The organism is uncultured Nostoc sp., assembly GCF_964245445.1.
Classification (GTDB): domain Bacteria; phylum Cyanobacteriota; class Cyanobacteriia; order Cyanobacteriales; family Nostocaceae; genus Nostoc.
The window spans coordinates 17,958-43,920 of sequence record NZ_CAXTNE010000029.1 but is presented as its reverse complement, the minus strand read 5'-3'; the positions used below and the strand labels follow the sequence as shown (position 1 = coordinate 43,920).

General features: G+C 41.1%; 28 protein-coding genes, 1 other RNA gene and 1 pseudogene. 19 read left to right on the top strand and 11 right to left on the bottom strand.

The window, feature by feature from the left end:
• The first annotated feature begins 167 nt into the window (after window positions 1-167).
• Window positions 168-596, top strand: coding sequence for a KTSC domain-containing protein (locus ACFE90_RS07900; RefSeq protein ID WP_375499297.1), 429 nt, complete (start codon window positions 168-170; stop codon window positions 594-596).
• Here ACFE90_RS07900 and ACFE90_RS07895 read toward each other — a convergent pair.
• On the bottom strand, window positions 586-2,625 hold the full coding sequence (locus ACFE90_RS07895; RefSeq protein WP_375499295.1) for an ATP-binding protein: 2,040 nt from the start codon (window positions 2,623-2,625) through the stop codon (window positions 586-588). The genes ACFE90_RS07900 and ACFE90_RS07895 overlap by 11 nt on opposite strands.
• A 527-nt stretch (window positions 2,626-3,152) precedes the next feature.
• Here ACFE90_RS07895 and ACFE90_RS07890 point away from each other — a divergent pair.
• Together ACFE90_RS07890 and ACFE90_RS07885 are read left to right on the top strand one after the other, a co-directional pair.
• A complete protein-coding gene (locus ACFE90_RS07890; RefSeq protein WP_229554558.1) occupies window positions 3,153-3,638 on the top strand; it encodes a molybdenum cofactor biosynthesis protein MoaE in 486 nt (161 codons plus the stop codon).
• A 397-nt stretch (window positions 3,639-4,035) separates the two neighbouring features.
• Window positions 4,036-4,356 carry a hypothetical protein gene (locus tag ACFE90_RS07885; RefSeq protein WP_375499293.1) on the top strand — a complete coding sequence of 107 codons (321 nt, stop codon included), beginning with the start codon at window positions 4,036-4,038 and terminating at the stop codon, window positions 4,354-4,356.
• Between the two features lie 33 nt (window positions 4,357-4,389).
• Here the strand turns inward: ACFE90_RS07885 and ACFE90_RS07880 are convergent, their stop codons facing one another.
• From ACFE90_RS07880 to ACFE90_RS07865, 4 genes are all read right to left on the bottom strand, one after another.
• Window positions 4,390-4,713 (bottom strand): DUF2103 domain-containing protein, encoded by a 324-nt coding sequence (locus ACFE90_RS07880; RefSeq protein WP_375499291.1) that lies wholly within the window; start codon window positions 4,711-4,713, stop codon window positions 4,390-4,392.
• A 5-nt stretch (window positions 4,714-4,718) separates the two neighbouring features.
• On the bottom strand, window positions 4,719-5,045 hold the full coding sequence (gene clpS, locus ACFE90_RS07875; RefSeq protein WP_306423312.1) for an ATP-dependent Clp protease adapter ClpS: 327 nt from the start codon (window positions 5,043-5,045) through the stop codon (window positions 4,719-4,721).
• A gap of 135 nt (window positions 5,046-5,180) precedes the next feature.
• Window positions 5,181-7,280, bottom strand: coding sequence for an FAD-dependent oxidoreductase (locus ACFE90_RS07870; RefSeq protein WP_375499289.1), 2,100 nt, complete (start codon window positions 7,278-7,280; stop codon window positions 5,181-5,183).
• A gap of 178 nt (window positions 7,281-7,458) precedes the next feature.
• A complete protein-coding gene (locus ACFE90_RS07865; RefSeq protein ID WP_375499287.1) occupies window positions 7,459-7,974 on the bottom strand; it encodes a hypothetical protein in 516 nt (171 codons plus the stop codon).
• Between the two features lie 302 nt (window positions 7,975-8,276).
• Between ACFE90_RS07865 and ACFE90_RS07860 the strand changes: the two genes are divergently transcribed.
• The 6 genes and pseudogenes from ACFE90_RS07860 (at window position 8,277) to ACFE90_RS07835 (ending at window position 11,747) form a co-directional block, all read left to right on the top strand.
• A complete protein-coding gene (locus ACFE90_RS07860) occupies window positions 8,277-9,611 on the top strand; it encodes a DEAD/DEAH box helicase family protein (protein ID WP_375499285.1) in 1,335 nt (444 codons plus the stop codon).
• A gap of 51 nt (window positions 9,612-9,662) precedes the next feature.
• Complete coding sequence (locus ACFE90_RS07855) at window positions 9,663-10,175, top strand: hypothetical protein (protein ID WP_375499283.1); 513 nt, start codon at window positions 9,663-9,665, stop codon at window positions 10,173-10,175.
• Between the two features lie 30 nt (window positions 10,176-10,205).
• A pseudogene (locus tag ACFE90_RS07850) lies at window positions 10,206-10,316 on the top strand (helicase-related protein); the annotation flags it as partial.
• 33 nt (window positions 10,317-10,349) lie between these two features.
• On the top strand, window positions 10,350-10,988 hold the full coding sequence (locus tag ACFE90_RS07845) for a hypothetical protein (protein WP_375499281.1): 639 nt from the start codon (window positions 10,350-10,352) through the stop codon (window positions 10,986-10,988).
• A 23-nt stretch (window positions 10,989-11,011) separates the two neighbouring features.
• Window positions 11,012-11,197 (top strand): hypothetical protein, encoded by a 186-nt coding sequence (locus ACFE90_RS07840; protein WP_375499279.1) that lies wholly within the window; start codon window positions 11,012-11,014, stop codon window positions 11,195-11,197.
• Between the two features lie 4 nt (window positions 11,198-11,201).
• On the top strand, window positions 11,202-11,747 hold the full coding sequence (locus ACFE90_RS07835; RefSeq protein WP_375499277.1) for an ImmA/IrrE family metallo-endopeptidase: 546 nt from the start codon (window positions 11,202-11,204) through the stop codon (window positions 11,745-11,747).
• A 164-nt stretch (window positions 11,748-11,911) separates the two neighbouring features.
• Here the strand turns inward: ACFE90_RS07835 and ACFE90_RS07830 are convergent, their stop codons facing one another.
• Window positions 11,912-12,235 (bottom strand): hypothetical protein, encoded by a 324-nt coding sequence (locus ACFE90_RS07830; protein WP_375499275.1) that lies wholly within the window; start codon window positions 12,233-12,235, stop codon window positions 11,912-11,914.
• Between the two features lie 524 nt (window positions 12,236-12,759).
• Between ACFE90_RS07830 and ACFE90_RS07825 the strand changes: the two genes are divergently transcribed.
• From ACFE90_RS07825 to ACFE90_RS07785, 9 genes are all read left to right on the top strand, one after another.
• On the top strand, window positions 12,760-12,912 hold the full coding sequence (locus ACFE90_RS07825) for a lmo0937 family membrane protein (protein WP_335126369.1): 153 nt from the start codon (window positions 12,760-12,762) through the stop codon (window positions 12,910-12,912).
• A 341-nt stretch (window positions 12,913-13,253) separates the two neighbouring features.
• Complete coding sequence (locus ACFE90_RS07820) at window positions 13,254-13,745, top strand: pentapeptide repeat-containing protein (RefSeq protein ID WP_375499301.1); 492 nt, start codon at window positions 13,254-13,256, stop codon at window positions 13,743-13,745.
• Window positions 13,742-14,893: a 5-(carboxyamino)imidazole ribonucleotide synthase gene (locus ACFE90_RS07815; protein ID WP_375499273.1), complete on the top strand. Its 1,152-nt coding sequence runs from the start codon at window positions 13,742-13,744 to the stop codon at window positions 14,891-14,893. The genes ACFE90_RS07820 and ACFE90_RS07815 overlap by 4 nt, the downstream gene beginning before the upstream one ends.
• Before the next feature lie 61 nt (window positions 14,894-14,954).
• Window positions 14,955-15,138, top strand: a non-coding RNA gene (gene ssrS, locus ACFE90_RS07810) — 6S RNA.
• A 338-nt stretch (window positions 15,139-15,476) separates the two neighbouring features.
• Window positions 15,477-16,742 carry a M16 family metallopeptidase gene (locus ACFE90_RS07805; protein WP_375499271.1) on the top strand — a complete coding sequence of 422 codons (1,266 nt, stop codon included), beginning with the start codon at window positions 15,477-15,479 and terminating at the stop codon, window positions 16,740-16,742.
• A 73-nt stretch (window positions 16,743-16,815) separates the two neighbouring features.
• A complete protein-coding gene (locus ACFE90_RS07800) occupies window positions 16,816-18,087 on the top strand; it encodes a M16 family metallopeptidase (RefSeq protein WP_375499299.1) in 1,272 nt (423 codons plus the stop codon).
• A gap of 89 nt (window positions 18,088-18,176) precedes the next feature.
• Entirely contained in the window at window positions 18,177-19,202 is a 1,026-nt protein-coding gene (locus tag ACFE90_RS07795) for a peptidoglycan-binding protein (protein WP_375499269.1), read from the top strand.
• 230 nt (window positions 19,203-19,432) lie between these two features.
• Window positions 19,433-19,555, top strand: coding sequence for a hypothetical protein (locus ACFE90_RS07790; protein ID WP_375499267.1), 123 nt, complete (start codon window positions 19,433-19,435; stop codon window positions 19,553-19,555).
• Between the two features lie 30 nt (window positions 19,556-19,585).
• On the top strand, window positions 19,586-19,939 hold the full coding sequence (locus ACFE90_RS07785) for a phage holin family protein (protein WP_375499265.1): 354 nt from the start codon (window positions 19,586-19,588) through the stop codon (window positions 19,937-19,939).
• A gap of 64 nt (window positions 19,940-20,003) precedes the next feature.
• Here ACFE90_RS07785 and ACFE90_RS07780 read toward each other — a convergent pair whose 3' ends face one another.
• The 3 genes from ACFE90_RS07780 to argS form a co-directional block, all read right to left on the bottom strand.
• On the bottom strand, window positions 20,004-20,462 hold the full coding sequence (locus ACFE90_RS07780; RefSeq protein WP_375499263.1) for a cobalamin biosynthesis protein: 459 nt from the start codon (window positions 20,460-20,462) through the stop codon (window positions 20,004-20,006).
• Window positions 20,463-20,499: 37 nt separating this feature from the next.
• The gene (locus tag ACFE90_RS07775; RefSeq protein WP_375499261.1) at window positions 20,500-21,063 is read right to left on the bottom strand and encodes a Uma2 family endonuclease; all 564 of its coding nucleotides are present in this window, start codon (window positions 21,061-21,063) and stop codon (window positions 20,500-20,502) included.
• Between the two features lie 148 nt (window positions 21,064-21,211).
• Window positions 21,212-22,975, bottom strand: a complete 1,764-nt coding sequence (argS, locus tag ACFE90_RS07770; protein WP_375499259.1) for an arginine--tRNA ligase — start codon at window positions 22,973-22,975, stop codon at window positions 21,212-21,214.
• A 426-nt stretch (window positions 22,976-23,401) separates the two neighbouring features.
• On the opposite strand from argS, the gene ACFE90_RS07765 reads away from it, so the two are divergent.
• Complete coding sequence (locus tag ACFE90_RS07765; RefSeq protein ID WP_375499257.1) at window positions 23,402-23,626, top strand: type II toxin-antitoxin system HicB family antitoxin; 225 nt, start codon at window positions 23,402-23,404, stop codon at window positions 23,624-23,626.
• 85 nt (window positions 23,627-23,711) lie between these two features.
• Here ACFE90_RS07765 and ACFE90_RS07760 read toward each other — a convergent pair whose 3' ends face one another.
• Both ACFE90_RS07760 and murD read right to left on the bottom strand, forming a co-directional pair.
• A complete protein-coding gene (locus ACFE90_RS07760; RefSeq protein WP_375499255.1) occupies window positions 23,712-24,125 on the bottom strand; it encodes a PAN domain-containing protein in 414 nt (137 codons plus the stop codon).
• A gap of 246 nt (window positions 24,126-24,371) precedes the next feature.
• Window positions 24,372-25,883 carry a UDP-N-acetylmuramoyl-L-alanine--D-glutamate ligase gene (gene murD / locus ACFE90_RS07755; protein WP_375499253.1) on the bottom strand — a complete coding sequence of 504 codons (1,512 nt, stop codon included), beginning with the start codon at window positions 25,881-25,883 and terminating at the stop codon, window positions 24,372-24,374.
• Between the last annotated feature and the right edge of the window lie 80 nt (window positions 25,884-25,963).

Genomic DNA, 25,963 nt, shown 5'->3' with positions numbered 1-25,963 from the left:
GTGTGCAAAATTACTTAGAGTAATACAATTGGCATCAGTAAATTCTCTCTTGGGAGAAAAAACTTGACAGCAAAATATTTTTATAGTATTTTTGTACTATAAAAATACTTACGTGTTGTATAAAAGTTTAATACTTTTGACTACGCCAACAAGAGAGTACAAAATAAATGAAGCTATCTAAGGTAGACTTGAGCAGTTTAATAGCGATCGCTCACTCTGATGGATATTTGCAGTTGTTGCTAGATCGAGGCGACGAACTAGAGTTTTTGGAAATTCCGGCACCGATACAAGCTTATGAAGGATTGCAAGAACTGAACGAGGTTATCGCTGAAACGCCTGCACTACCCTTTGAAGAAGAACCAATTGCTATGTTACCAGTTAGCTCATCAATGGCGATCGCTGTAGGCTATGATCGCGACGAACACATTTTGCAAGTTGAGTTTCAAAATGGTGGTGTTTATCAGTACTTAGGCGTAGACGAAGATACTTGGGAAGATTTACATTCCTCTGACTCAATTGGCAGCTTTTTCAATCAAGAGATTAAAGGTAGATATGACTACGATCGTCTAGATCATGTAGATTATACTATTGACTAATAACTGCATGTAAGGTTTTCAATAATTCTTGCGTCGTGTAGGGTTTGGGTAAAAAGGCTGTATGTTCATCTGTTTTGTCGATTGGCACTTGTTCACTTGTTACAAGTCCACTGACAACAATAATCGGCAATAACGGATTGATATTTTGCAATGTCCGAATGGTAGTTGCTCCATCCATCTTAGACATCATCATATCGATAATTACGGCACTAATTTTATCTTTATCCTGGACATAAATTGCTAATGCTTCGATGCCATCACCGGCAGTAATTGCCCTGTAATTATAATTTTCGAGTGATGTTTTAGTAATTTCTTGAATGGAAGTTTCATCATCTACAATCAAAATACATTCTCCAGATCCAGTTGGGATTTCCGTATCTTCTAACAACGGTATTGGAACTTGATTAACTGCTGGTAAGTACACCTTAAACTTTGTTCCCTTGCCTACAAAACTTGATACAGTGATAAAACCACCGTGTTCTTTAATAATTATCATTACTGTTGATAACCCAAGTCCTGTACCTTGACCCAACTCTTTTGTTGTAAAAAATGGTTCAAAAATTCTATCTAATATTTCACTATTAATTCCCAATCCGGTATCAGTAACTGTTAGAACAATATAAGCACCAACTGTAGCTTCTATATGCATACTGACATAAGTTTCATCAATCCAAATATTCTCGGCAGATATTGTTAAAGTTCCGCCTGTAGGCATGGCATCGCGTGCATTGAGACACAAATTAATTAATACTTGATGCAGTTGGGTACTATTGGCACAAATAGATAACAAGTCCTCCTGAATTTCTGTGTACACCGTGATTGATTTCGGAAATGTTTGTAAGATAATTTGCTGTATTTCTAAAATCAGGTGTTTAACTTGAAGCACCGTGCATGGGCGTGTAGCGGCTTGTCCTTGGACATTGCCTTCAATTCCCCTAGGAAATGACAGCACTTGCTTTACCAAATCAGCACCGCGTTTGGCATTACTTTCTATTATTGACAGCATCTGATTAATCTGTTGATCGCAGCTTTTAAATTTGAGCAGATGCACTGACATCAAAATTGGTGATAACACATTATTTAAATCGTGAGCAATACCACTAGTAAGAGTGCCTATACTTTCCACACGTTGAGCACGTAAAAATTGTTTTTCTAGTTGTTTTTTCTGGGTAATATCAGTATCAATAACAAGAATTGATTTGGCTTGAGAATGTTCGCCATTTATCAGCGTCCAGCGACTTTCAACAATGAGTTTTTTGCCAGATTTGCTGGTTTTCTGTAACTCACCTTGCCAAGATCCATCTTTTAATACAGCCTGATAAATTTCTAGGTTTTGCGGCCAAGGTTCAGTGGAAAAAAGTTCATCTGACTGCTTACCGATAGTTTCTTCTGACTTCCAGCCGTAAAGTTCCTCAGAATTTTTGTTCCATAATAAAATTTTGTTGTCCAAATCTTGTACGACAATTGCATCAGTGACAATATCCAGCAATGTTTCTTGTGCCTGCTTGTACTCCTGTTTAATACTTGCCAGTTGAGCGAATTCCCGCCGGATTTCTAGTTGTCTAACTACCAGACGGCTAAAAGCTTGCAGTGCTTCCACCTGTTTGGGACTGATTTGGCGTGGTACGCGATCGCCTATACACACAGTCCCGATCGCTTCTCCCCCTGGTGCTAACAAAGGCACACCTGCATAAAATCTTATGCAAAGTCCAGCAGAAGTAACTATAGGATTCGTAGCAAATCGTTCATCAGCTAAGGTATCGGGAATAATTAAAACTTCGCCACTTTCCATACAAATCGATCCGAACCCAGTATCTCGTGGCATTTCCTGTACATCTAACCCCACCCTGGCTTTGAACCACTGACGGTTAGCGTCAATTAGATTAATCAAGGCGATCGGTGTGTTACAAATCTGTGCGGCTAAGAATGCTAGATCGTCGAATGCTTCTTCTGGTGGAGTGTCGAGAATCTGGTACTGACGCAGAGCCTCAAGCCTTGCGGCTTCATTGTTACACACTAAAGATTTCATTAAATCGTTCCTAACTATTGTTGAATGACAACTTGCCCTCGTGTTACTAAAAAACGCGATTTACAGCGCTTTCTGTAGGGGATTTATGTCACTGCACTTGATAGCTCAATGAAGTCACTATCAGATTATTTCAATAAATGAGCAAGCATGTAGCTTGATGATCTTAATTATACTAGTATGTCTTAAGAGGGATGAACAAGAGTTTTAGTAATTTTAAGTAAATTTTAGAAGGTTTACACCCTACAATTTTTTGTTAACAGATAAAATTACTTCCATTAAGATTAAGTAGGCAGTAATATATATAACTAGTAGCGCCAGGTGGAAGTCAGCCCCAACTATTGGAGACGCTGTTCGTGTTCGGAAAAGTCTTTTTTTTGATTTTTAATTTTTGACTTTTGAATTTGAGTCAAGGGAGTGTGTACCTCACGTAAACAAGAACTGCTATAGCAAGAGCAACTAAACATACACCAGCAGTGTTTTGTTCAGGGACAATAGAACAAGACCACCTAATATATATGATCGCAGTTATGACAACTACACTGACCTCTGCTGTTAAACCAAGAGCTGAAGATAGTTTTGCCATTAGCTTTGCACCATTGTCTCTTGAAGAAATCTATGCGTTGTCTAACGATCCAGCCAACGGTGCTGTGGTTATGATGAGTGGCGTAGTTCGCAATCAAACTGATGGTAAACCTGTAGTTGCTCTAGAGTATCAAGCTTATGAACCTATGGCATTGCGGATATTTTATCAAATTGCTGCTGATATTCGCTTATCTACGCCTGATGTAAATCGGGTAGTGATTCATCATCGCACTGGACGTTTGCAAGTTGGAGAGATTAGCGTTTTAGTCGCAGTAGGTTGTCCTCATCGGAGTGAGGCGTTTGAAGCTTGCCAGTATGCTATTGATACCCTCAAACATAATGCCCCCATTTGGAAAAAAGAACATTGGGAAGATGGTTCTAGCCGTTGGGTAAGTATTGCTGCTTGCGAAACATCAGGAGAAAATTGTTAAAATTTCTGAGGTTATTAAACACGCTCGATTTATCCAGCAATTAGCGAACTATAACGTGTGCCGCAGCTACGCCTGTCTTAGACATTGCTAAGTGCTGGATGATATCAACCAGTACTTTACCGTTTGGGTTTTAAGTTTCCCAAAGCATAGTAAAAAATACGCGAGTTTTTTATTTGTCAAAAATCTAAACCAATTAGTAATCTCTAATTCCGAAACACCTACTTAACAGAAATATTTAATTTTTATAAAAAATATTTATATTTGCAAAACAACAATTTATGTTGCATTTATTTACAGAAACTGCATGACTCTATTGAGGTTTGTAAATAATTTGTATTTCTATAAGGAATATTCCTTTAGACTGATCCTCAACAGAAAAATGTGGGGACAAACACAAATGCATTCGTTAAATATATTTTGTCACGAATTTGTAGTTGCTGTTTCCTTTGTAGCTTGCATTGTTGGGTTGGTGTTACTGTGGGACAGTAAGCAGCAAAAAAATGATGTAGAAGAAACAGAGCGGATTTTATTTAGAATGAGCTTTACTTACTGGCTAGTTTACTGTGTAGCCTTTGGTATAGAAAAAATAGTTTTACCCGACTGGGAATCTATACTCATGACTTTGAGAATAACTACGGCTCTGTCATATTTCTTAACTTTTTCTTGCATTGTTAGTCTGCCACTACACAAATTTGCAGTACACCGTGTTGAAGAATAGTTATAAGGCATGGGGAATTGGAAATTGGCATGATTAAGATTTCATAGCGATCGCTAATGCCGTTTCCAATTCTGACTGCGCCAAAGGGGTTAAAATAAAGACCTCTTGTACCGTCTTCCCCTGCCGTGCAATTACTTTATAGCCGCCGCGAATCGGTACTGAAACGCGCAGTTGCATTTTCGGGCAATGGCCTTTTGCCCGCCCAATCACTCCCGGCGTCACAGTTTGGATGTTGTCCTGCTGACAAAGACGTTCTAAAATGGGGATGAGACCATCAAGGTGGGTCGAGTGATTCCAAACCAGTCTGCCAGCTTTTTGCGAAGCCGCTCGGAGGGAATCTGCGGTGGGTTTGCCCATGATAATTAAGCTGCTTCTAGAGGTGCCATTGTCAAACCTGCTCGGTGCAGCTGCTGGTGATAAAGTTCCGCAGGTTCTTGGGGCCCGACCCAGACGATCGCTTGACCTTCATAGTGTACCTGATTAGTTAGATCCCATGCGCGATCGCCAGTCATCCCTGGAATATATTTCATCAAACATTCACTCACATGTTGGAATGTATTAAAATCATCGTTTAATACAATCACTTTGTAATTCGGATAAGTCTTACGGGTAACTTGATTAGACCGTTCAGGAGCTTTAGTTGGTGCTGTGGCCATCCCGTAAACATCTGCTGAAAGTGTCATAACCATAGAACAATTAAGCAAGATAATTTTACAAAACTACACTACAAACAACTAGTTTAGTCCATTGCCAGTTGTCATTCGTCATTTGTCCGTTGTCCGTTGTCCTTAACAAATGACCAATGACCAATGACCAATGACTATCTATCGCCAATTATCCCAGTTTTCGTTAAAAATGGATGTATCGGGAAAGGCTGTCGGGTTGCCATTTTGTTGCAAAAGCCGTTTGAGTGCTTCCAGTTGTGGCTCTTGTTTGGGTAAGTCATCGACTAGTTGGTAGGGTGCGATCGCATTTTTCAGGGCAAAACTAGCAACAGTTCCCGCAGCTGCGCCAGAAGACCATTCAAAGGAATGGACTCGATAGGCAGCAGCAGCAATATGACTACTAGCAATACTTTTGCCACCTACCAGCAAATTATCAATTTTCTGGGGAATCATTGCCCTCAGAGCAATTTGGAAGGGATAAGCTTGACCTGCACCACGCCTTTCACCTGGACGTTCTGTATTACCAGGGGCTTCTGGGGGACTATTTACCATACAAGGATGGAAATCTATAGCATAGTGACCAATACCCACAGCATCGGGGAAGATGGTAGAACGAGTCCGTCGCATTGCTTTTTCGGGTGATACTTTACCTTCAATTACTGATACTGCTTCCAAACCTGCAAGTGCTGCTCGTAGCCTCCGATACATATCTGCTGGCAGAGTCTGGGAGTAATACTGATCGTTGTAATCTCGGCGAGAAATATCAATTTCCCAAATACCGAAACCATCAGGTTGTCCCCAACTGGGGCGGCCAATGATGCGCCGTGCTTCGCGCATATAGGGATATTTCGATAAGCCATGTACTGTCCCCATCGGAGAATTTAGCCCGGAAACAAAGCGGTTATTGCCTTGCAGCTGCTTTACACCCTCCCCCAACTTGGAATCTGTAGTCCCAGCTACCAACCAATAATAGAAAGAGAGGGCATTTTCCTCAGCTTTACGGAGGGTTTCTGTTCGCAGTCCCCCCATCCAACCACCTGGGTTTAACTGCCCAGTACTTTCTAACTGTTGGCGACTGTAAATCAGGTTATCTTGGGCTGTTCCAGGGCGGTAGTCGTTACCCCAAGTCCAGTTTTGCATGGAGATGTCCCCTGGTGTAGGAGCAGTAAAACTTACACCACCGAATTTTTCTGGTTTTCCTTTGTTTGGACTCAAAATGCGACGATAGGTGAAAACTAAGTCAAAGTTAGCCAGTCGTGTTAATTCATAGCTGAAATATGGGGCGTATTGTGAATAAAATGCGGGCATTGTCTGCGGTTGCGGTTCCTTAGTCGCCTCCATTGCAAAGGTGTAGGTAAATCCTTGAGGGCAATAAGGGTCGTTGTTGGTGTCAGAAGCCGAAGGTTCTAGGTAAGAACGGGCATCAATACCCAATCGGTAGGGGACATCAGCAAGGGCGATAATTTCTCCAGTTTCGCTCGCGTCTACGACATACCATTTAGGAGCATCCCCTTTATCTGCCTTGGGGAGGAAACGGATAATAGTTTTGGTAAATCGAGATGAGTTTTCGTAGCTATAAGAATCTTCAATACTTTGAGATAAAGTAAAGGTATTGAGCGGTGGTGCGCCTTTTGGTGGTTGATGTTGGATTGCGATCGCACCATTAATTATTTTGCCATCAGCAGCAATTTCCAAATCCTTAATTACCGTGTTGGGAAACCATTGCAACTTCCCTTTGCCAAGCTTTTCGGCATCTTTGAGCATCTGGACTAAAATGTTGTGAGCATCGTGGGGAAGAAAGCAAGATTCACTTACCCAACAGTCACCGGGGTTAAGTTTACCGTATTTGCGCCCAATGCGGTTTCGCAATTCTAGGTAGCCGCGAGAATAGAATTTAAGGGCACGCTGAGTTGGGCGTTCGTCTAACGCAGATGTCCCTTGAGAAGAAATTTGTCCTCCCAGCCAGTCAGTAATTTCCGTAAGGCAAACCGTTCGTCCTGCGAGTAACCCCTCGTAAGCTGTGGCGACACCGGATAGTCCACCACCCACAACTAAAATCTCGCAATTGACAGTTTTATCTGGGGTTCTCGGTACTGTGGCGATCGCCTTTGACGTTGGCGCTGCGTTCGTCGTTCGCGTAGCGTCTCGTAGAGAAGACGTTGGCGCAGCCATCGCTCCATTAAATGCAACTAAGCTAGATATTAAATTGAAACTGATCAGCGATGTCAAGCTATAAGCTACTTTGTGTCTACCCTTCATGATTAAAAAAACTGCTCCAAATCCTGTGTCACCTTGTAGAAGGTAGCATCCAGGAAATGCTCATCACAAGTTTATAAGAGTAAATATATTTAAATACAATTTTTACACTTAAAATACTGAGTATATAGGCTAAATTTACCCTGCCTTGTTGCCATCCTAGAAAGTCTGCCTTATCTGCCTAGTCTAAAGCGCGACGGTTCATTTCTTGGGCGATCGCTTGTGTATCATGTGGATGTGGATATGGGCGAGTCAGAAAGTAAATAGCACCAAATGCAGCTTTACCGTTGGCATTCAAAATATTAAAATTACGCCCGACCGCATTCATCGGAGCAACAAGAATCTTTCCCTTAGTTTGCCCAAAAGTTTCAACATCTGCACGATTGAGCGCAACCTTATCAGGTGGTTTGACAAATTTCGCTAGCTCATCAAAGTTATCTTCCGTGTATGTCTCTATATTGTCAGGAACTAGGTGATAAACAAAGTCCTGCATACTTGACCAGCAATTGCGAATTTCGTTTGCTGCCCAACGAGCTTGGTCGTATGAGTTGACTAGTAAAAGAAGGCGATCGCGATCCTTCCAATGGTTACTTAAATCATTTTCGCCAAGATGTTTTAATTCCCTGAGTTCTTGTCCTAAATGACCTGTACCGTTACTACCAACGAGCGATCGCGCTATTTCCTGAAACAAGCCCATTTTTTAGTATTCGGGGCTACCAGAAATACGGAGGGGTTTGTTCTTTTGCTTGAATTGGGGAAGAAATTTGAAATGACTTTGAGCGATCGCATCTCTCGCCTCCTGTTCTGGCATCAAAACAGCATGGGCATTACCAACGTGAAAACTAGCAAATCTGAAAAGTAGAAAGTTTCAGAGATAGTCAGCAAATTAGAACCACATTGACTACTAAAGTTGTCAATAAGCAGCGAAAAGTTACATTTTTGACAAAATTTAGTTCAGATGTATTATTATCTATAGTTCAAACGTATTAGCACTGAGTTATGACTGATTCTCCGCCAAGATCCTGGTTTGATTCCAAGACAATCTATGAACAAATCCAATACTACCTCTCAAAGTGCCAATCAAAAATACGTATTGCATCTGGCTATTTTACTGTAAACGGCTGGGATCAGATTCGGAATGTTGTAAAAGGAAAGTATGTTGATCTGTTGGTTGGAATTAACGAACGAACTCAAAGACAAGACGAAAGACACGCACAGTACCTTCTAATCCAAGAAATCAAGAAAGATTTAGCAACAGGATCATCACCAGGTAATCGCCGTCAAGCTGTAGCAGATTTAGTTGATAAAATTCGGACGGGTCAATTTCGGATTGTTGATGCACGCGCTAGGAAACATCATGCAAAACTTTACTTTGTTGACTGTAAGGTTGTCATCATTACCTCAGCCAATTTAACGAAACATGGCTTAATGCAACAGGTTGAAGCTGGTAATCTACTGAGTCGGAAGAAGGAAATTGTAAAACTTGTCAAGAAATTTGATGGATATTTCGCTGAAGCAGTAGATTTAACTCAGAGGCTACTTAAAGCTCTAGAAGATTGGTTGAAACTTGCTTCTCCGTGGGATATTTACCTCAAAACCTTACTTGCTTTTGAGGATCTAGAAATTGATAATAAGTATACTCCGCCAACAAATTATCAAAGAGCAATGATTGCTGAAGCTTTACAGAAAATAAGCGAGCACAGCGGAGTCATGTTGGTTGCTTCAACAGGACTTGGAAAGACCGTTGTTGCTACTCACCTCGCCTTGAAACTTTTTAAAGCAGATAAAATTATACATGTATTGATTATTGGCCCCAAATTAGTAAAAAGGCAATGGAAGTCTGAATTTATGGATGCGGGTATCCCTCAGACCTATATCGGCTATCAAGCTTTAGATAAAGAAGATCCAAGCCATGATCGTAATCTTGAACACTTTATCGAAATAGAAGAAAAAATAAATAAGCAATGGCTCATTATTATTGATGAATGCCATTTATTCAGAAATTGCCATGATAGTGCAGAAGGCCCAAGAAGACGCTCATTTCAAAGATTGATTTCACGAATTAAAAAAAGTGGCTGTAAAGTCTTACTTCTTACGGGTTCACCTTATTCTAAAGATATTAGGAATCTCAATCACCAAATTCTGCTTCTACCTCACACTGTGGAAATTGAAGCTTTTTCGGATAAACAAAACAAGAAAAATTTCAATTGGCATACAGATAGTATAAAAGGATTTATTAACTTGCCTGTTGTGTCTCAATTAACTACACCTTATGTTGCACAACAGTATGGACAGAAGCTAGAGACTGGCATATTAATTGAGTTTGGACAGTAAAAGCGATATATTCCGCTTGTAAAGTTATATCGAGTTAATTTCCATTTATTCATGGAAAGTGAAATTTCTCAAGTTTTTAGGGATGGTTGCTTTACTGTTAAAGATCCTCCAGAATCACGCAAGTTTATAGAAACGCAAGCAGAAGTTGCCTGGGCGAGTTCACCGTGGGCACTTCGTAAAATTATCAAAAAAGTTATTAACACCTCAGGCAAGCGAAACTTGTCTTATGAATTTGAGTTTGAAATGTCTCAATCTCAGCGCCGTGAAATACTAGAGCCACTTCTAAATCGATTAAATCAAATGCAGTTCACTGATGATCAGAAGCTTGCATCTCTATGTAACATTCTTCAAGAAGTTCATTTTAGCAATAAAAAAGTTATCATTTTTTGTGAGCGTCGTGCAACAGTGGTTTATCTAGTGAAAGCTATTAATGCCTTACTTCCCCATCTGCGAGTCTTTGGCACAATTAAGCACACAATTAAGGAAGGAAAAGGCCAATACGTACCTATGAGCGATCGAGATATTTTTCAGGCAATTAAAAAGTTTGCTCCAGTTGCAAACTGAGCTGAAGGAAAGTACGAAGAGACTTACGAAGTTTTTATTTCAACTGATGCTCATGGTGTTGGCATTAACCTACAAGATGCACCTGTAGTTATCAATTACGATCTAGCTTGGACAGCAATTGAGCCTACGCAAAGAGCAGGGCGTGTTCTAAGACCCTGGATTGAACCACGTACTGTGGAGCTTTACACTTTTGTTCCACCGCTAGAAGGTGATGCTTTACGAGATTTAGGTATTGCAAAACGTTACAGTAATCTGACAAATCGCCACAGTCAATCTCAAGAGATTATGGAGCTTCCTGTTCTATCTATAAATGAGAAAGAAGAAGTTAGTTTTTTCAATAATACATCCAAAGTCACAATTCAATCGGGTGTACTTGATGTAGAGGCTTTAGTTGATGACAATGTATCACCATTTTATTACCATGCATCTAAGCTGTATAATAACCGCGACTACGCCCGTAATATTCGTGACGATATTATTAGTGCAAAAATTTATTCAGGTCGAACAATTTTAATTTACGTTTTATTTAAATACAAGGATGAATACAAATGGACTCTTTATGATCCTAAGTCAAAAAACTTGCAGAATAAATCGCGTAATCAATTACTTAATTTACTTCAATGTGAGGAAAATACTGAACTTGCACTCGTCAATGCTGATGAAATTGAAGAACTTAGCTATGCCTGTATAAAAGAGTGGTGTCAACAAAATAATGTTAATTTAGATGATGTTGTCAGAGAATGTGCAATGTATCTTAAGCCAGCACGTAAGTCTAATGATTATGATGATTTTGAAAGTTTAGCTAGATACTAGTGCGTTATATCTACTGGCTATAAGTGCCACCTGTAGAGTTGTTTAGAACCTCAGAGGAGGATCAACTGGATACGCTTGATGTGATCGCTATTCAACTACGCGCTGACAAAAATCTTGATCCAGCGATCGCCAATGCTCTAGCATCGTTAGTCAAAGCAGCCTATCGTGACCTTTCTCAAAATGATGGTGAATTGAAGCAAGACTCATAAAACTATGTCATTAATTGAAAAACTATCGGCTGAATTTAGACAACGCTGTGAGGCGATCGCCACCGAACAACGAAGCTTACTTCGAGTGCGATCGTTTGAACCGTTACCCGCAGACATTCTAGCAACCAAGTTAGGAGCAAGACTTTTTACACCCGATCAGGTTCCGAATTTAGAGCCAGAACAAGTAGCAGTATTACTTGCTAGCGATGGGTGGTCAGCAGGGATTATACGCTATAACCCACTATGGATTGTATACAACCCGCGTCATGCACCTGCACGGTATGAATCAAATCTGATGCATGAAATAGCTCATGTGTTGTTCAATCATAAGGCTGTTGGCTTTGATTCGGTAACTGGACTACCAAAACGTAAACAAAACAACGAAGATGAAGCAACTTATCTAGGGGGATGCCTTCAAATTCCCAAACGTACTTTATTATGGGCGACACAACGAAACATGTTGTTACCTCAGATTGCAGCACATTTTGGCGCTAGTGAAGCGATGGTGAAGTTTCGCAGCAATGTAACTGAAGTCTCTGTCAAATGCTAATGTATTACAATATTTGCTCTGCCAAGAAACAGCATTCATTAATCAATAACTAATAATCTTTAGCTGAAACTGTAGTGATTTCGTCTCTTTTTCTGAAATTAAAAACTGCTCTTGCTGAAAGTAGACAAGAGCAGTTTTTAATAGCAAAGCCCAAAATTAAGAATTTAGGCATCTTCAAGTTCAAATTGAGCTACCGTAACGGCGTTAAAAGCGAAAGCAAAAACTAATGGCATCGGCGACTGCAACCAAAAGGTAAAGAGAACAGCTAGGATTGTGCCAATTACTGCGGACATCGACCACAATCGTTCTTCAAAAGTCAATCCCTTCTCGGCTTTAATCATTCTGAGAACGTGAACTGGAATTGGTTCCGGCATTACCCCACCCGGCGGGAAAGCCCAGAAGTTATTACGTCGCTCTACAAATAAATCTGTCCAGCCATTTTCTTGGCACCATGCCTCAATCCATTGAAGTGAGTAATGATTCATCATCGGGTTTCGGAGTTCGGTTTGTGGAAGTTGTCTACTTGGTGAATGTAAACTCTTGGAGATTCCTGAACAACTAACTAATCGCTATAAAATTAACGCTGATTATCCAACTTTTAAGCTTTGTTAAGCAGTTGAGACGCATATAATTACGCTCAAACCTTACTTTCATTAATTAAAAGACTAACAGTTGATGGGGGCTGTTGAATTTAAAAGACAATAAACTTTACTTGAAACATTGAAATTCAAGAATTGTAAATAAGCGCATGAGTATTACTGCTTAAGAAAACTCTTTATATCCTGAAATTCAAATCTATAAATGAAGAATTGTAAACAAATCAACGAGCGTAGGCTCAGTCACAGGGTAAATAGAATTGCGGGTAAGGATAAAAGATAAACTTTTAATTAATTTTCTTTCTCAAGAAAGATGATTTAATTTTCTAGACCTCTCTGAGGGTAAGTAGAATCAAAGTGAAGCTTAGAGTAAAATATCTAAAGAAATAAAAACTTACTTGATTCAAATCAAATATATGTTGAGTATACTTTGGGGTATTGTTGTTGTATTGATTGCTTTTTGGGGATTAGGACTGGCACTTCATATTGCCGGAAATTTAATTCATGCAGTGTTGCTTTTAGCGATCGCCCTTGCTATCTATAATTTTTTCAAAGCGCGTGATGTGTAAATATAGTGGTTCCCGATTTGGTAAGGTAGGTTTTCAAAGTTACTCACTTTGGTAAAAAAGGTTTGAGTGTATCTAAGCTGCTTAGGAAACGCTATATATTGAGTGCGAACGCTCCGCCAACGCCGCTCCTAATATTGCCGCTCTCTAGCTAAGGGTGAGAAGCGATGTCTACCACAGGCTAGGCATCCACCCTTTTTGCGTTACAAAATATTAAGCTAGGGAAATACATGTTCACCAAGTCCAGTAGTAAGGCTGGGAGTCTTAATTAGGATGATCCAGTCTTGCTAATATTCAAATGCGGTAATTAAATGCAGCGATTAGACACCAAATTAGCTCTCGATATGTTATGGCGGCAAGGGTTGGCGTTCCTTCTAGGAATTATTATATGGTGTGTGCCTGATCCGGCACTGGCAGTAGATTGGACTCATCCGCTTTCATTTAGCAATGCAGAGTTATCAAGACGTGATTTTTCTGGTGAAAGTTTACAAGCTGCGGAGTTTTCTAACGCCAATATGGAACTGGCTAACTTTTCTAATGCTGACTTGCGGGGAGCAGTCATGAGTGCTTCGGTGATGACAAATGCAAATCTCCACGGAGCAGATTTAACTAATGCAATGATTGATCAGGTAAACTTGACTAAGGCAGATTTGAGCGATGCAGTTTTCAAAGAAGCTCTTTTGCTCCGCGCCATATTTAATGATGTGAATATAGACGGGGCAGATTTTACAGATGCAATTTTGGATAGAGCGCAAATCAAAGAACTGTGCGGTAAAGCCAGTGGTGTGAATTCCAAAACAGGCGTGCAAACTCGTGATTCTCTAGGATGTCAATGAAACGTGTTGGTGTAATTGGTGGCGGACAACTTGCCTGGATGATGGCGGATGCAGCACAGAAGCTAGGAGTAGAATTAGTAGTACAAACTCCTAGTGAACACGACCCGGCCGTGTCAATTGCGAAAGAAACTGTTTTCGCCCCAGTTGATGATGCAACTGCTACGGAAATATTAGCTCAAAAATGCGATGTCATCACCTTTGAAAACGAATTTGTTAACTTAGATGCTTTATCTGTTTTAGCACACCAAGGCGTTTCTTTTCGTCCCAGGTTAGAAGCTTTAGCTCCTCTTTTAGATAAATATCATCAGCGTTGCTATTTACGCAACTTGGGCTTACCTGTTCCCCATTTTTTTGCCCTTGACGAGCTAGAAAATCTCAAATCCAAAATAGAATATCTAGGTTTTCCAGCAGTCCTCAAATCCCGCCGCCACGGTTATGATGGTCAAGGTACTTTTATAATTCAGGATTTTACTACTTTAGAGCAAAAGCTAAGTGATGAAGCCACAACAACTTTAAATAAATCACTTTTCTTGTTAGAAGAATTTATCCCTTTTGAAAGAGAACTAGCAATAATTGCAGCTCGTTCTGTGGAGGGAGAAATTGTAACTTATCCTGTGGTAGAAACTCAACAAGAACTACAAGTGTGTCAGCGGGTAATTGCGCCTGCTGAAATTACGCCTAATCAAGTAGCAGAAATTCAAGCGATCGCACATACTCTATTAAATAGCCTAGAAGTAGTGGGCATTTTTGGAATTGAGCTATTTCTGGGTACTAATGGCAAAATCCTAGTAAATGAAATTGCACCCCGTACCCACAATTCTGGGCATTTTTCTATTGACGCCTGTGAAACTTCGCAGTTTGAGCAGCACTTGAGAGCTGTTTGTGGTTTACCTTTAGGAAATCCGGCTTTGCAATGCGCTGGTGCTGTGATGGTGAACCTATTGGGGTATGAAAATTCTCATAGCGATTACCAAAGCCAGCGTCAACAAATAGCAGAAATTCCCCACGCGCACGTTCACTGGTATGAGAAGACAGAATCACGTCCTGGGCGGAAGTTGGGACATGTTACCGTTTTGCTAGATAATCAGAATCGAGAGCAAGCGATCGCCATCGCCCACAGCATAGAATCTATCTGGTATCCCAGGTAAATTTTTCAGAAACTTTCGATGTTGAACACACAACATCTTTTTGAAAGCTATAATGAGTGAAGTTGCACTACGACGTTGGTGACTGCCATCAAGTTTTTTGATCTATGCCTTTAATGACAAGGGAGTCAACTGTTCTCGTGGCAGTAGACCGGGCATGTACCCGGAAACTTTAAACGAGGAATTTAGGTTCCCACCTGGATAAACCCAGGTCATAAACTTAGGTAAAACGGCGTCGCGGTGAACTTAAAATTATTAGCTCCTAAAGTCAGTTAGAACTTAGGAGCTTTAATTATTTGGTATTGCAGAACAGGGAAAGAATTTTGGAAGTTGCTAAATCATCTCGCAAATATGCAACACCAATTATTTAAATCAGTATTACTTATGTGACAAATAAGTAAATCTAAACTAAAAACCTGAAACAACGCAGATTCAGCATTTTGGCTGTATTAATCAAATAAATTTAATTAGAAATTACTAATATCTGGAGATAAAAACAAAATCTGTATAACTTGATTCTAAATTAGGTATCGTTCAGAGTTAAGATGACAAAATTATCTGAAATTGTGGTTAAAGCTACAGAAAATTGTCACAGCAACTAACTAATACAGTATTTCCAGCCTCGGTCTTCCGATTAGACAGTGGTTTAACTTTTATTCATCAAGAGATTCCCACTACCCCTGTAGTTGTGGCGGATGTTTGGGTACGTGCTGGAGCAAGCCTAGAGCCAGAACCGTGGTTTGGCATGGCGCACTTTTTAGAACACATGATTTTTAAAGGTACGGCGACGCTACCCCCTGGAATGTTCGATTCTAAAGTTGAGAATCGGGGAGGCGTGAGTAATGCGGCCACAAGCTATGATTATGCTCATTATTCTCTCACCACAGCTGCCCCATATTTAAAAGATACTCTGCCCTACTTAGGAGAGCTACTGCTCAATGCGGCAATTCCAGAAGATGAATTTAGCCGCGAACGGGACGTGGTGCTAGAGGAAATTCGCTCTTGTCAGGACGATTCTGACTGGATAGGCTTTCAAGCGCTGATTCAAAGCATCTATCCGTATCACCCTTACGGACGTTCGGTGCTGGGTACTGAGCAAGAACTGATGCAGCAATCGCCAGAAGCAATGCGCTGTTTTCACCGCACTTACTATCAGCCTGAGAACATGACGGTGGTAATTGCAGGAGGTATAGCCCAGCAACCAGCTTGGGAAATGGTAAATAGTTCATTTGCTGATTTTGCTGAACGCTCTAATTGTCCGCAGTTTGAGAAAGTGACAAAGCCAGTAATAACGGGTATTCATCGTCAAGAACTGTATTTACCACGCATAGAACAAGCGCGATTATTGATGGCGTGGCTGGTTCCTGGAGTAGAAGAAATCCGCGCTGGCTTTGGTTTAGATTTGTTGTCAGTGTTATTGGCAGAAGGACGGACTTCGCGTTTAGTGCGTGATTTACGAGAAGATTTGCAATTAGTACAAGGAATTTGCAGTAGTTTTTCTCTACAACGGGAATCGAGTTTATTTACAATTACTGCCTGGTTGGAACCAGAAAATTTGGAGGAAGTTGAGTCCTTAATTTGCGCTCATTTGGATGATTTGCAGACTACAGGAATTAGTGAACAGGAACTTGCTCGTACACGCAGGCTGCTATCTAACGAGTATGCATTTTCTACAGAAACGCCAAATCAGCTTACAGGGCTTTATGGGTATTACAATACCATCGCCCAAGCTGAATTAGCTGTGACATATCCTCAACAGATTCAGTCTTTTGATGCCAAAGAACTGCAAAAATTAGCTAAACAGTATCTCTCCCCAGAGAATTACGCGGTTACTGTACTTAAGCCCTGTTAGTTATTGGGCATTGGGCATGGGGCATTAGTTTTTGACAAAGGACAAATGACAAATGACAAATGACAAAGGACAAATGACAACCTTGCTGCAAAAATCGCCTATCCATCGTACTGTATTGAACAATGGCATTGTAGTGCTGGTGGCAGAAAATCCTGCTGCGGATATTATTGCGGCGCGAATTTTTGTGCGTGCTGGTAGTTGTAACGAAAACCGGGAGCAAGCAGGGTTGGCACATTTGCTCTCAGCAGTGATGACAAAGGGATGCGATGGTCTTTCTAGTTTGGAAATTGCTGAAATTGTCGAATCTGTAGGAGCGAGTTTGAGTGCAGATGCTGGCACTGATTATTTTTTGCTATCTTTCAAGACGGTAACATCCGATTTTGGAGAAATTTTAACATTAGCAGGGCGGATTTTGCGATCGCCTACTTTTCCTGAAACTCAAGTGGAACTAGAACGGCGTTTAGCACTCCAGGATATTCGTTCCCAAAAAGAGCAACCGTTTAATGTCGCCTTTGAACAAATGCGGCAGGTAATGTACCAAAATCATCCATATTCCATGTCAGTGCTGGGAGATGAAACCACCATGAGTAGCTTAACTCGTGCGGATTTAGTGGAATATCACCAGACTTATTTCCGTCCAGATAATGTAGTAATTAGTATTGCTGGTAGAGTCACACCCACAGATGCAGCTGCGTTGGTAGAAGAAGTGTTTGCTGATTGGCAAGCGCCAGCCCAAGCACCGCCAATACTGAATTTACCTGAGATTAAGGTGGAACCGCAGGTAAGGGTTAAGCCAGTACAGACACAACAATCAATCGTGATGCTTGGTTATTTAGGAACATCAGTGAGTTCTGTTGACTACGCCGCCCTGAAGTTGCTGTGTACCTACTTGGGAAATGGGCTTTCTAGTCGCTTGTTTGTCGAATTGCGGGAAAAACGGGGTTTAGCTTACGAAGTATCCGCCTTTTACTCCACAAGGCTATTTCCAGCCTCGTTTGTAGTTTACATGGGTACAGCACCAGAAAATACTAGCATTGCCCTAGAAGGACTGCGTACAGAAGTAGATTTGTTATGTACCACCGAAGTATCCCAAAGCGCACTCCAAGCTGCTAAAAACAAGATTCTGGGGCAGTACGCGTTAGGTAAACAAACGAACGGGCAAATTGCTCAAATATATGGTTGGTATGAAATTTTGGGCTTAGGAATTGATTTTGACACCAAGTTCCAAGAATTGATTGCGGCGGTAAGTGCCAAGGATGCTATTGCTTCAGCTTGTAAATATTTAAAAGAGCCTTACTTGTCTTTAGTTGGTCAAGAAGAAGCAATTAATCGAGCGATCGCATAACTGAGAATGTAGAATCGTAAAATGCAGCAGCTGTTTTTTAGACCAAGCGGCTGTACTATTAGCATGAGAATATTCTGGGAGTGAATTCCATGCAAAGCAGCCTGACAGCAAGTATTTTGAGTTACTTAAAATTACTAGATCCAACTGTAAATCGCTGTAGGATGGAAAAACGGCCAAAGGGTTGGTGGCCAAAGAGGTCTAAATCTTTATTAGCCATTGAAATACTCTTGTTCTCCACTACGCCTCTGCTTATTGCCTCAACGGCTGTAGTATCAATAGCAGCGCCACAAAAAATTGCTCAAGTAAATCCTGGAGATAGCATTAACCGCCCTATCCTCAAAGTTGGTAGCCAAGGCGAACGCGTATCTGAACTTCAGGCAGCTTTAAAACTTTTGGGTTTTTATTCTGGTGCCGTAGATGGTACATATAGTGAGAATACAGCCAGTGCCGTTGCCCGGTTTAAACAAGCTGCTGGTTTGAATCCAGATGGCATTGTTGATGCCAGCACTTGGCAACGACTTTTCCCGAATCAACCAGTAGCAGCATCAACCATCCCTTCATCCCAGCCAAGATTTAACTCAGCTACGAATTTTCCTGTTCCAACCCAGGCTAGCAACCTCACCAACGTTGCAAATTCCAATCCTCCAAGACAAGCTGTAACACAAGTTCCGACTAGCCCCGAACCTAGACCTACTACCCCAAAAAAAGCTGTAACACGAGTTGCAACCAGCCCTGAGCCAAGACCTGCTACCCCAAGAAAAACTACAACTTCAAGCACACAAAAAACGCCGAATCGGACTACATCAACTACTCGAACTCAGTCAACTACACAGACTGGCCAAACTACTCGAACTGGGCCAAACACAACTACTAAGCGAACCCCTGGTATCCAATACACCTCAGAAGGATTGCCAATTTTGCGTTTAGGATTACGTGGTTCTGAAGTTGTCAAGTTGCAACAACAACTGAAAAAGCTTGGTTTCTTAAAAGGCGATGCCGATGGAGACTTTGGCGAGACAACCGAAGCAGCTGTGAAAGCTGCACAAAAGCGCTATGGTTTAGAAGCTGACGGTGTAGTTGGTGGCTCTACCTGGGAGGTTCTTTCGCGGCGTTAGCCCCAACAGCGTTAGGCTGATACCAAAGTTGCCATCCACTATAGTGCAATTTTGGCGTTCCCTTAATGACTTTGGAACTTGCTAGTGGTAAATACCCTCTTTTAGATACAAAGGTTTCTCTCGCTAGAGAAACCTCTGTAGAAGTTTTGCTGCTCTATTCATTTTTGATGAATTTAATTCGTGTACATCCTGCAATACGATAAAGATATACCAATTAAAAGTATCTCTCTATGCCAGCACTGAAAAATTACATTGCTTTTGGGCTGACAAAAAATGATGGCAACTTTAAAAGTCAAGCAGAAGGACACCTGGTAGTGTTACAGATCACAACTGGCAATAGTGAAATTAATTAAACTTACTGCTAATTCCTCTAAAAAAAACTTATGCAACACTTTTTATTAACTTGGCTCGGTACTGCGGTGGCGTTATTTCTGACTGCTAATATCGTTCCGGGATTCTTTATCAAGAATTTTCTGACTGCCTTAATTGCTGCCCTTGTTATTGGTCTGGTTAATGCATTTGTTAGACCAATTTTACAGATTTTGACCTTTCCAATTACCTTGCTCACCTTTGGTTTATTTACATTGGTAATCAACGCTTTAACCCTTTGGTTAGCAAGTGCCTTGACTCCTGGTTCTGGTTTTGAGATTCAGGGCTTTTTACCTGCTTTGTTAGGTTCCATTGTGCTAGCTATCGTTTCTAGCGTAATTAACTATTTTTTGAGAGTTGTTGACTAGAAAAATTAGTTAAGTTTTGTAATATTCATATTTAAGGCTTGGGCAACAGTTAGTGTTACTTTAGCTAATGACTAATAATATTTGAGGCTTGGGCAACAGCTAGCGTTACCGCTCCTGGTTGCCCTTCTAGCTGGAAAATCTGTTTAGGAATTAGGAATCTCACTCCCAATGCTTCTATGCTGGTAAAAGGGGAAGCAGTCAACAATGGGGTTTGAGTAGCTGCAAGAATAGCAGCTGCCTCTGCTACGCTAGGTGTACCTACTTTGTGGTCGGTAATTGTGGCAGGGTTGGGAACACAGACAGAGCGAAGGATTTGGGCAGAAAAAGTTTTTAGAGGCAAATTGCGTAGGTTACAAAGTTCTACTAAACCAACTTCTGAGGCTTTAGTATCAATGGTAGCAATCCCTGCGATCGCACTTTGAAAAAGTTGATTTTCTCGAAATATTTGCTCAATTGCTTGATCAATCAACTGCCATGAGGTTCCCCGTTTACAACCGATTCCTACCCATAAAACCTGTTGCACTTGGTGTATTTCCTTATTCAATTCGTCAGGATTTGGTTTATTCCAACAGCCAACCAAATAAATCTCCTACTGTCAGCCTCAACTCACTTGCAAAATCTGGGACAGGGAGTAAAGCTTCTAGTTCATCCAACATAACTGGTTGTTGATTGCGGATGTATACAAATACCGTTTGTTCTTCTGGGTCAATCAGCCAACCCATTTGTGTTTCATAATTCAGGTAATGCAGAATATTTTTTGTAACTTTCATTTGTCTTTGGTCAGGTGATAGAATCTCGACAGTCCAATCGGGAGATGCTTTGAAGACGTTAGCAACTTGGCCATTTTCATCACGAGGAATTCTTTGCCAAGTAAACACAGAAACATCTGGCACTATTGACCTTCCACCAAAAGTACATCGCAATTCTGGAAAAGCACGAGCAATTCGCTTGGGCTTGACCGTTAAGTTGACAGTGCTAACCATTTCACCTTGAATTATACTGTGCTTTCCCTGTGGCATAGGTTTTTGAATAATTTGACCATCGATGTATTCACTAGCGGGCTTCGTTTCTGGTAGCATTAGAAACTCTGCTAAAGTTGTGTTTTTAGATGGTGTCCGTACCATTTGCGATCGCCTCCAAGTCCAGCAATTATGATTAAAAAACCGCAAAGTACGCAAAGAAAAAATCAGCTTAACTCTTACTCAGCGTACCTACCCTGCGGAAAGGCGAAGCGCCTATGCGCTACCTCAGCGTATTTTTGCGTTACAAAAATTACATCCTCTCCAATACCTGAATTCCCAACAACTCTAATCCCAACTTCAGAGTTCTAGCAGTCAAATCACACAGAATTAAGCGAGATGTTCGCTGCGGTTCCTCAGCCTCCAAAACCTGAACTCCCTGATTACGGTCATAAAACTGATTAAACTTTTTACTCAGTTCATACAAATACTCACATAAACGATTGGGCAGCAAATCTTGCTCTACACTACTAATAACTTCATCCAATTGAAGTAAATATTTTGCTAGAGCTAATTCTGTTTCATGCTCCAACAAAACAGCATTGTTTCCCAACTCTTTAAAGTTAATATCACCCTTGCGGCTAATTCCCTGAATCCGCGCATAAGCATACAGCATATATGGCGCAGTATTACCTTTGAAATCCAGCATTTTGTCATAGCTGAAAATGTAGTTACTGGTGCGGTTTTGGCTTAAGTCTGCATATTTAACTGCACTGATCCCAACTACTCTAGCAACTTCATTAATAAATTCTTCAGTTTCTTGGCGTTCTTCTTCTTGTAACCTAGTTTTTAGGTCAGCATGGGCACGAGCGATCGCTTCATCTAATAAATCCCGTAACCGCACAGTATCCCCAGAACGAGTTTTGAATTTCTTCCCATCTTCTCCTAACACCAACCCAAAGGGCACATGCACTAATTCCACATCATCGGGAATCCATCCAGCTTTGCGTGCTACTTGGAAAAATTGGGCAAAGTGGTTTCCTTGTCCAGCATCTGTTACATAAATTATCCGCTTTGCTTGATCCTGCTGAATCCGGTAGCGGAGGGATGCTAAATCTGTTGTGGCGTAGTTATAGCCACCATCTGATTTCTGCACAATTAAGGGTAAAGGTTCACCTTCTCTATTTGTAAACCCTTCCAGAAAAACGCATTTTGCGCCCTGGTTTTCTACCAGTAATCCAGATTTATCTAAATCTTCCACAACTTTTGGTAGTAATGGGTTGTAGAAAGATTCGCCCCGTTCAGTTAACTTGATATCCAGCAACTCATAAATTACTTGAAACTCCTGGCGTGATTGTTCGCACAGCAGTTTCCAAGCGTGAAGTGTATCCTCTGCACCTGCTTGTAATCTTACGACTTCTTGCCGTGCTGTTTCTTGAAAAGCTGCATCTGTATCAAAGCGTTGTTTGGCTTTGCGGTAAAAAGAGACTAAATCACCAATATCTAAAGCATTAGCGGTGGTAAGTGCGTCTGGGTAAACTTCCCGCAGATAGGCAATTAACATGCCAAATTGCGTACCCCAATCACCCACATGATTTAACCGCAAAACATCGTGTCCTTGAAATTCTAAAATCCGGGCGATGGAATCACCAATAATTGTAGAACGCAAGTGTCCGACGTGCATTTCTTTAGCAATATTCGGACTGGAAAAATCTACAATTTCCCGCTTGGGTGTTTTCGCGGCTGGAACTCCCAATCGGGGATCAGCTTGAATCTCGTTCAGTTGTGCTTCCAGGTAGGCCGTTTTCAGTTTCAGATTGATAAATCCTGGGCCAGCGATTTCTGGCGGTTCGCAGATTTCGGATACATCTAGTTTCAGGGCGATCGCACCTGCGATCGCTCTTGGTTGCTTTGCTAACTTTTTACTCAGGGATAAAGCCACATTCGCCTGATAATCACCAAATTTAGGATTGCTAGCAGAAACCAAAATTGGATCTATTCCAGCAAAATCAGCCCCAAAAGCCGCAACTATTGCCTGCTCAAGCTGAATTTTTAGTTTTTCTTGTGTAGCGTTCATATATAAATTTTATCTGGGAGAGAGAGAATGTAGCTCTGGAAAAGCTTGATTATTAACTTTAGCATTTCATTTTGAGCCACTCGATTTATGAGAAATGTTTTGTCCCTCTACTTAGCAATGCTGAAACTCACGACAAAATCACAGACACAAATTACGACACAATGTCGTTTACTTTTCTTTCTCAATAAGACACTCTATTTGTATATAAATTTCACCTATACAGATAAGCGTTAGCATGAAAGTACGCGAAGTTATGAAACGACTAAAAGCTGATGGTTGGTATCTTGCCAGAACTAAAGGTAGTCATTGACAGTTCAAACATCCAGATAAATCCAGTACTGTAACAGTGTCTGGTTAACCAAATGTAGATGTGCCAATTGGTACTCTTAAAAATATCTGGAGACAAGCTCAATTGGAGAAAGACTAATGCGTTATACAGTTGTGATTGAAAAGGGAGAAACTAGTTACGGCGCTTATATCTCTGATTTACCCGGTTGTGTAGCTGTGGGTGCAACCTTAGAAGAAGTCAAGCAGATGATTGCAGAAGCTATTGAATTTCATCTAGAAGGAATGCTAGAAGATGGTTTACCTATTCCTAAACCTACAAGCATCGCTCATGAGGTTGAAGTTGCAAACTACAGCAAAACATAATTATAGGAAACCACTAAATTAGCTCTAAACAATCCTTCTAGAATATGAAGTCTATGTAATGATGCGATCGCACCGCACTTTTAGCTTACAATTTCACACCGGATACACAGCAGCTATTTGGTGTTAATGGTGGTGCTACAGATTTTAAATAACAAACAGCATTAGTACCTTGTACTCCTGGTCGAACATAGGTATAAGCACTACACCTGCTATCATCAATACAAAACTTTTGGCAATCTGAAGCAAATGCTGAAGTCGGAAAAGATGTGTAATCGCTACCTGCTCTATCTCTACCAAATTCGGCAGTTACGGCATAACGTGGAATAGTGGTTGAGAATGGGCCTACTTGAGCTGTGGCAGGTTGAGCCAATGGTGTGAAGTTTACAATCGTACTAAAACCTAAAATTAGCAAAAGTACCAACCCAAAAAATATAATATTTCTTGGGAAAACAAAATTTTTCTTTGCATATTGCCAAGCTGTGACCATTTTGAATTTCATAAATCTCTCCTGGCTGCACAGTATTATTATCAGCTGTGTATAATACAGTTATTTGCTATAAAATACCAAAATTGTTAATAATTTTACATAATGAATTCACCGTGTAGCTGCAAGTCACACAGTGAATTAATGGCGTTTCTTAATTGAGTTATGAAAATGATTTTGCGTGATTTCAAAACTTTTGTAAAAACGTTGCATTACAACGTCTCTACACTTAGATTCATACATTTAATCAGCAACACCGAATTAATTAGGCAGAGGAGATGAAAGAATCGAATTGTATTGAACCTTCTCTGCTTCCACCCAAGCAAGGCACAACTGACGGAAACGATCGCCCCGCACCTCAAAATTCGGGTACTGGTCGAAACTCGCACAAGCCGGAGATAGCAACACCACAGGCGCTTCATACTCCTTAGCTAATTCCGCCGCTCTAGGAACTGCCCTTTCCATAGTTTCCACAATATGGTAAGAATAATACCCCACCTCTTGGAGGCGTTGGGCAAATGTGGGTGCAGCAGAGCCAATCAATAACACAGCAGCAGCTTTGGTTTGAATTTGTGCTAGCCAGCCAGTATCATCACCTACTTTAGCTTCTCCACCAGCAATTAAAATCGCTGGACTGTTAATGGATGCCAAACCAACTTCGGCAGCATCATAGTTAGTAGCTTTACTGTCGTTAATGAAATCAATACCTTCCCAAGTGCAGATATGCTCCAAACGATGAGCAACACCGGGGAATTCCCGAATTGCAAGTGCGATCGCATCACGATTAATTCCCGCTAATCGTGCCGTTGCTACTGCCATCAAGAGATTTTGCTGGTTATGTTCTCCCACCATCCGCAAAGTAGATACTTTCACAATCGGTTCTGGTACAGAGGTTGCAGTCAATTTTTCCATAACCCAGTCGTCCTCGATGTAAAAGCCTTTTTCGCTAATCAGGAAATCTTTTCCTTTGGCACTTGTCCAATAGGCATCAGGCCAAGCACTTAAACCTTGCTGTCTCAAGTAGCCATCATCGCCATTGAACACTTGCAATTCGGACTGACGCAACAGCTTGGCTTTGATATTGTAATAGTTCTCTAAAGTCTTATGGCGACTAAGATGATCCGGTGTAAAAGTCGTCCAAACACCGATACGTGGTGCAAGAGAACTCGAAGACTCTACTTGATAGCTGCTAATTTCCGCAATCACCCAATCGAGTGAGGACTTAGGAGTTAGGAGTGAAGAGTGAGGAGTTAAAAGTGAGGAATTATCAAATGTTCCCCCAGCTAAGAGCTCCCTGCTCCCTGCCCTTCTCCCCTTCCAAGATAGGGCAACATCACAAGCGGCGTAGCCAATATTACCGCAGGCGGGTGCATTTAAGCCTGCTGCTTGAAAAATGGCAGCAATCAAAGCTGTAGTAGTAGTTTTGCCGTTAGTACCAGTAATTCCTACCCAGGGTAGCGATCGCAAATTTCGCCAAGCGAGTTCCATTTCCCCAATGGTTTCAATACCTAATTGGCGTGCCTTGATTAATACGGGAATATCCCAAGGTACGCCAGGACTAACGACTATTAATTGGGGTAAATTAACACCATTCAATTCTAGGGATTGGCCTAGTTTCACAGTTATTTGCTCGGCAGCGAGTTCTTGTTGTTGTTGTAGGAGGGTTTCGGAGGTGTTGCTATCACTTAGCTCGACCTCCCAACCTTCCCGTTTCAACAATCTCGCCGCAGCAACACCGGACTTTCCCAATCCAATTACAGTAGCTCTGGACATAGATTGCAGCAGAGTGTCCCTGGTTAAGCACTCCCTATAGTAGCGTCTATTAGCAAAAATTACACAACTTTTTGTTGACT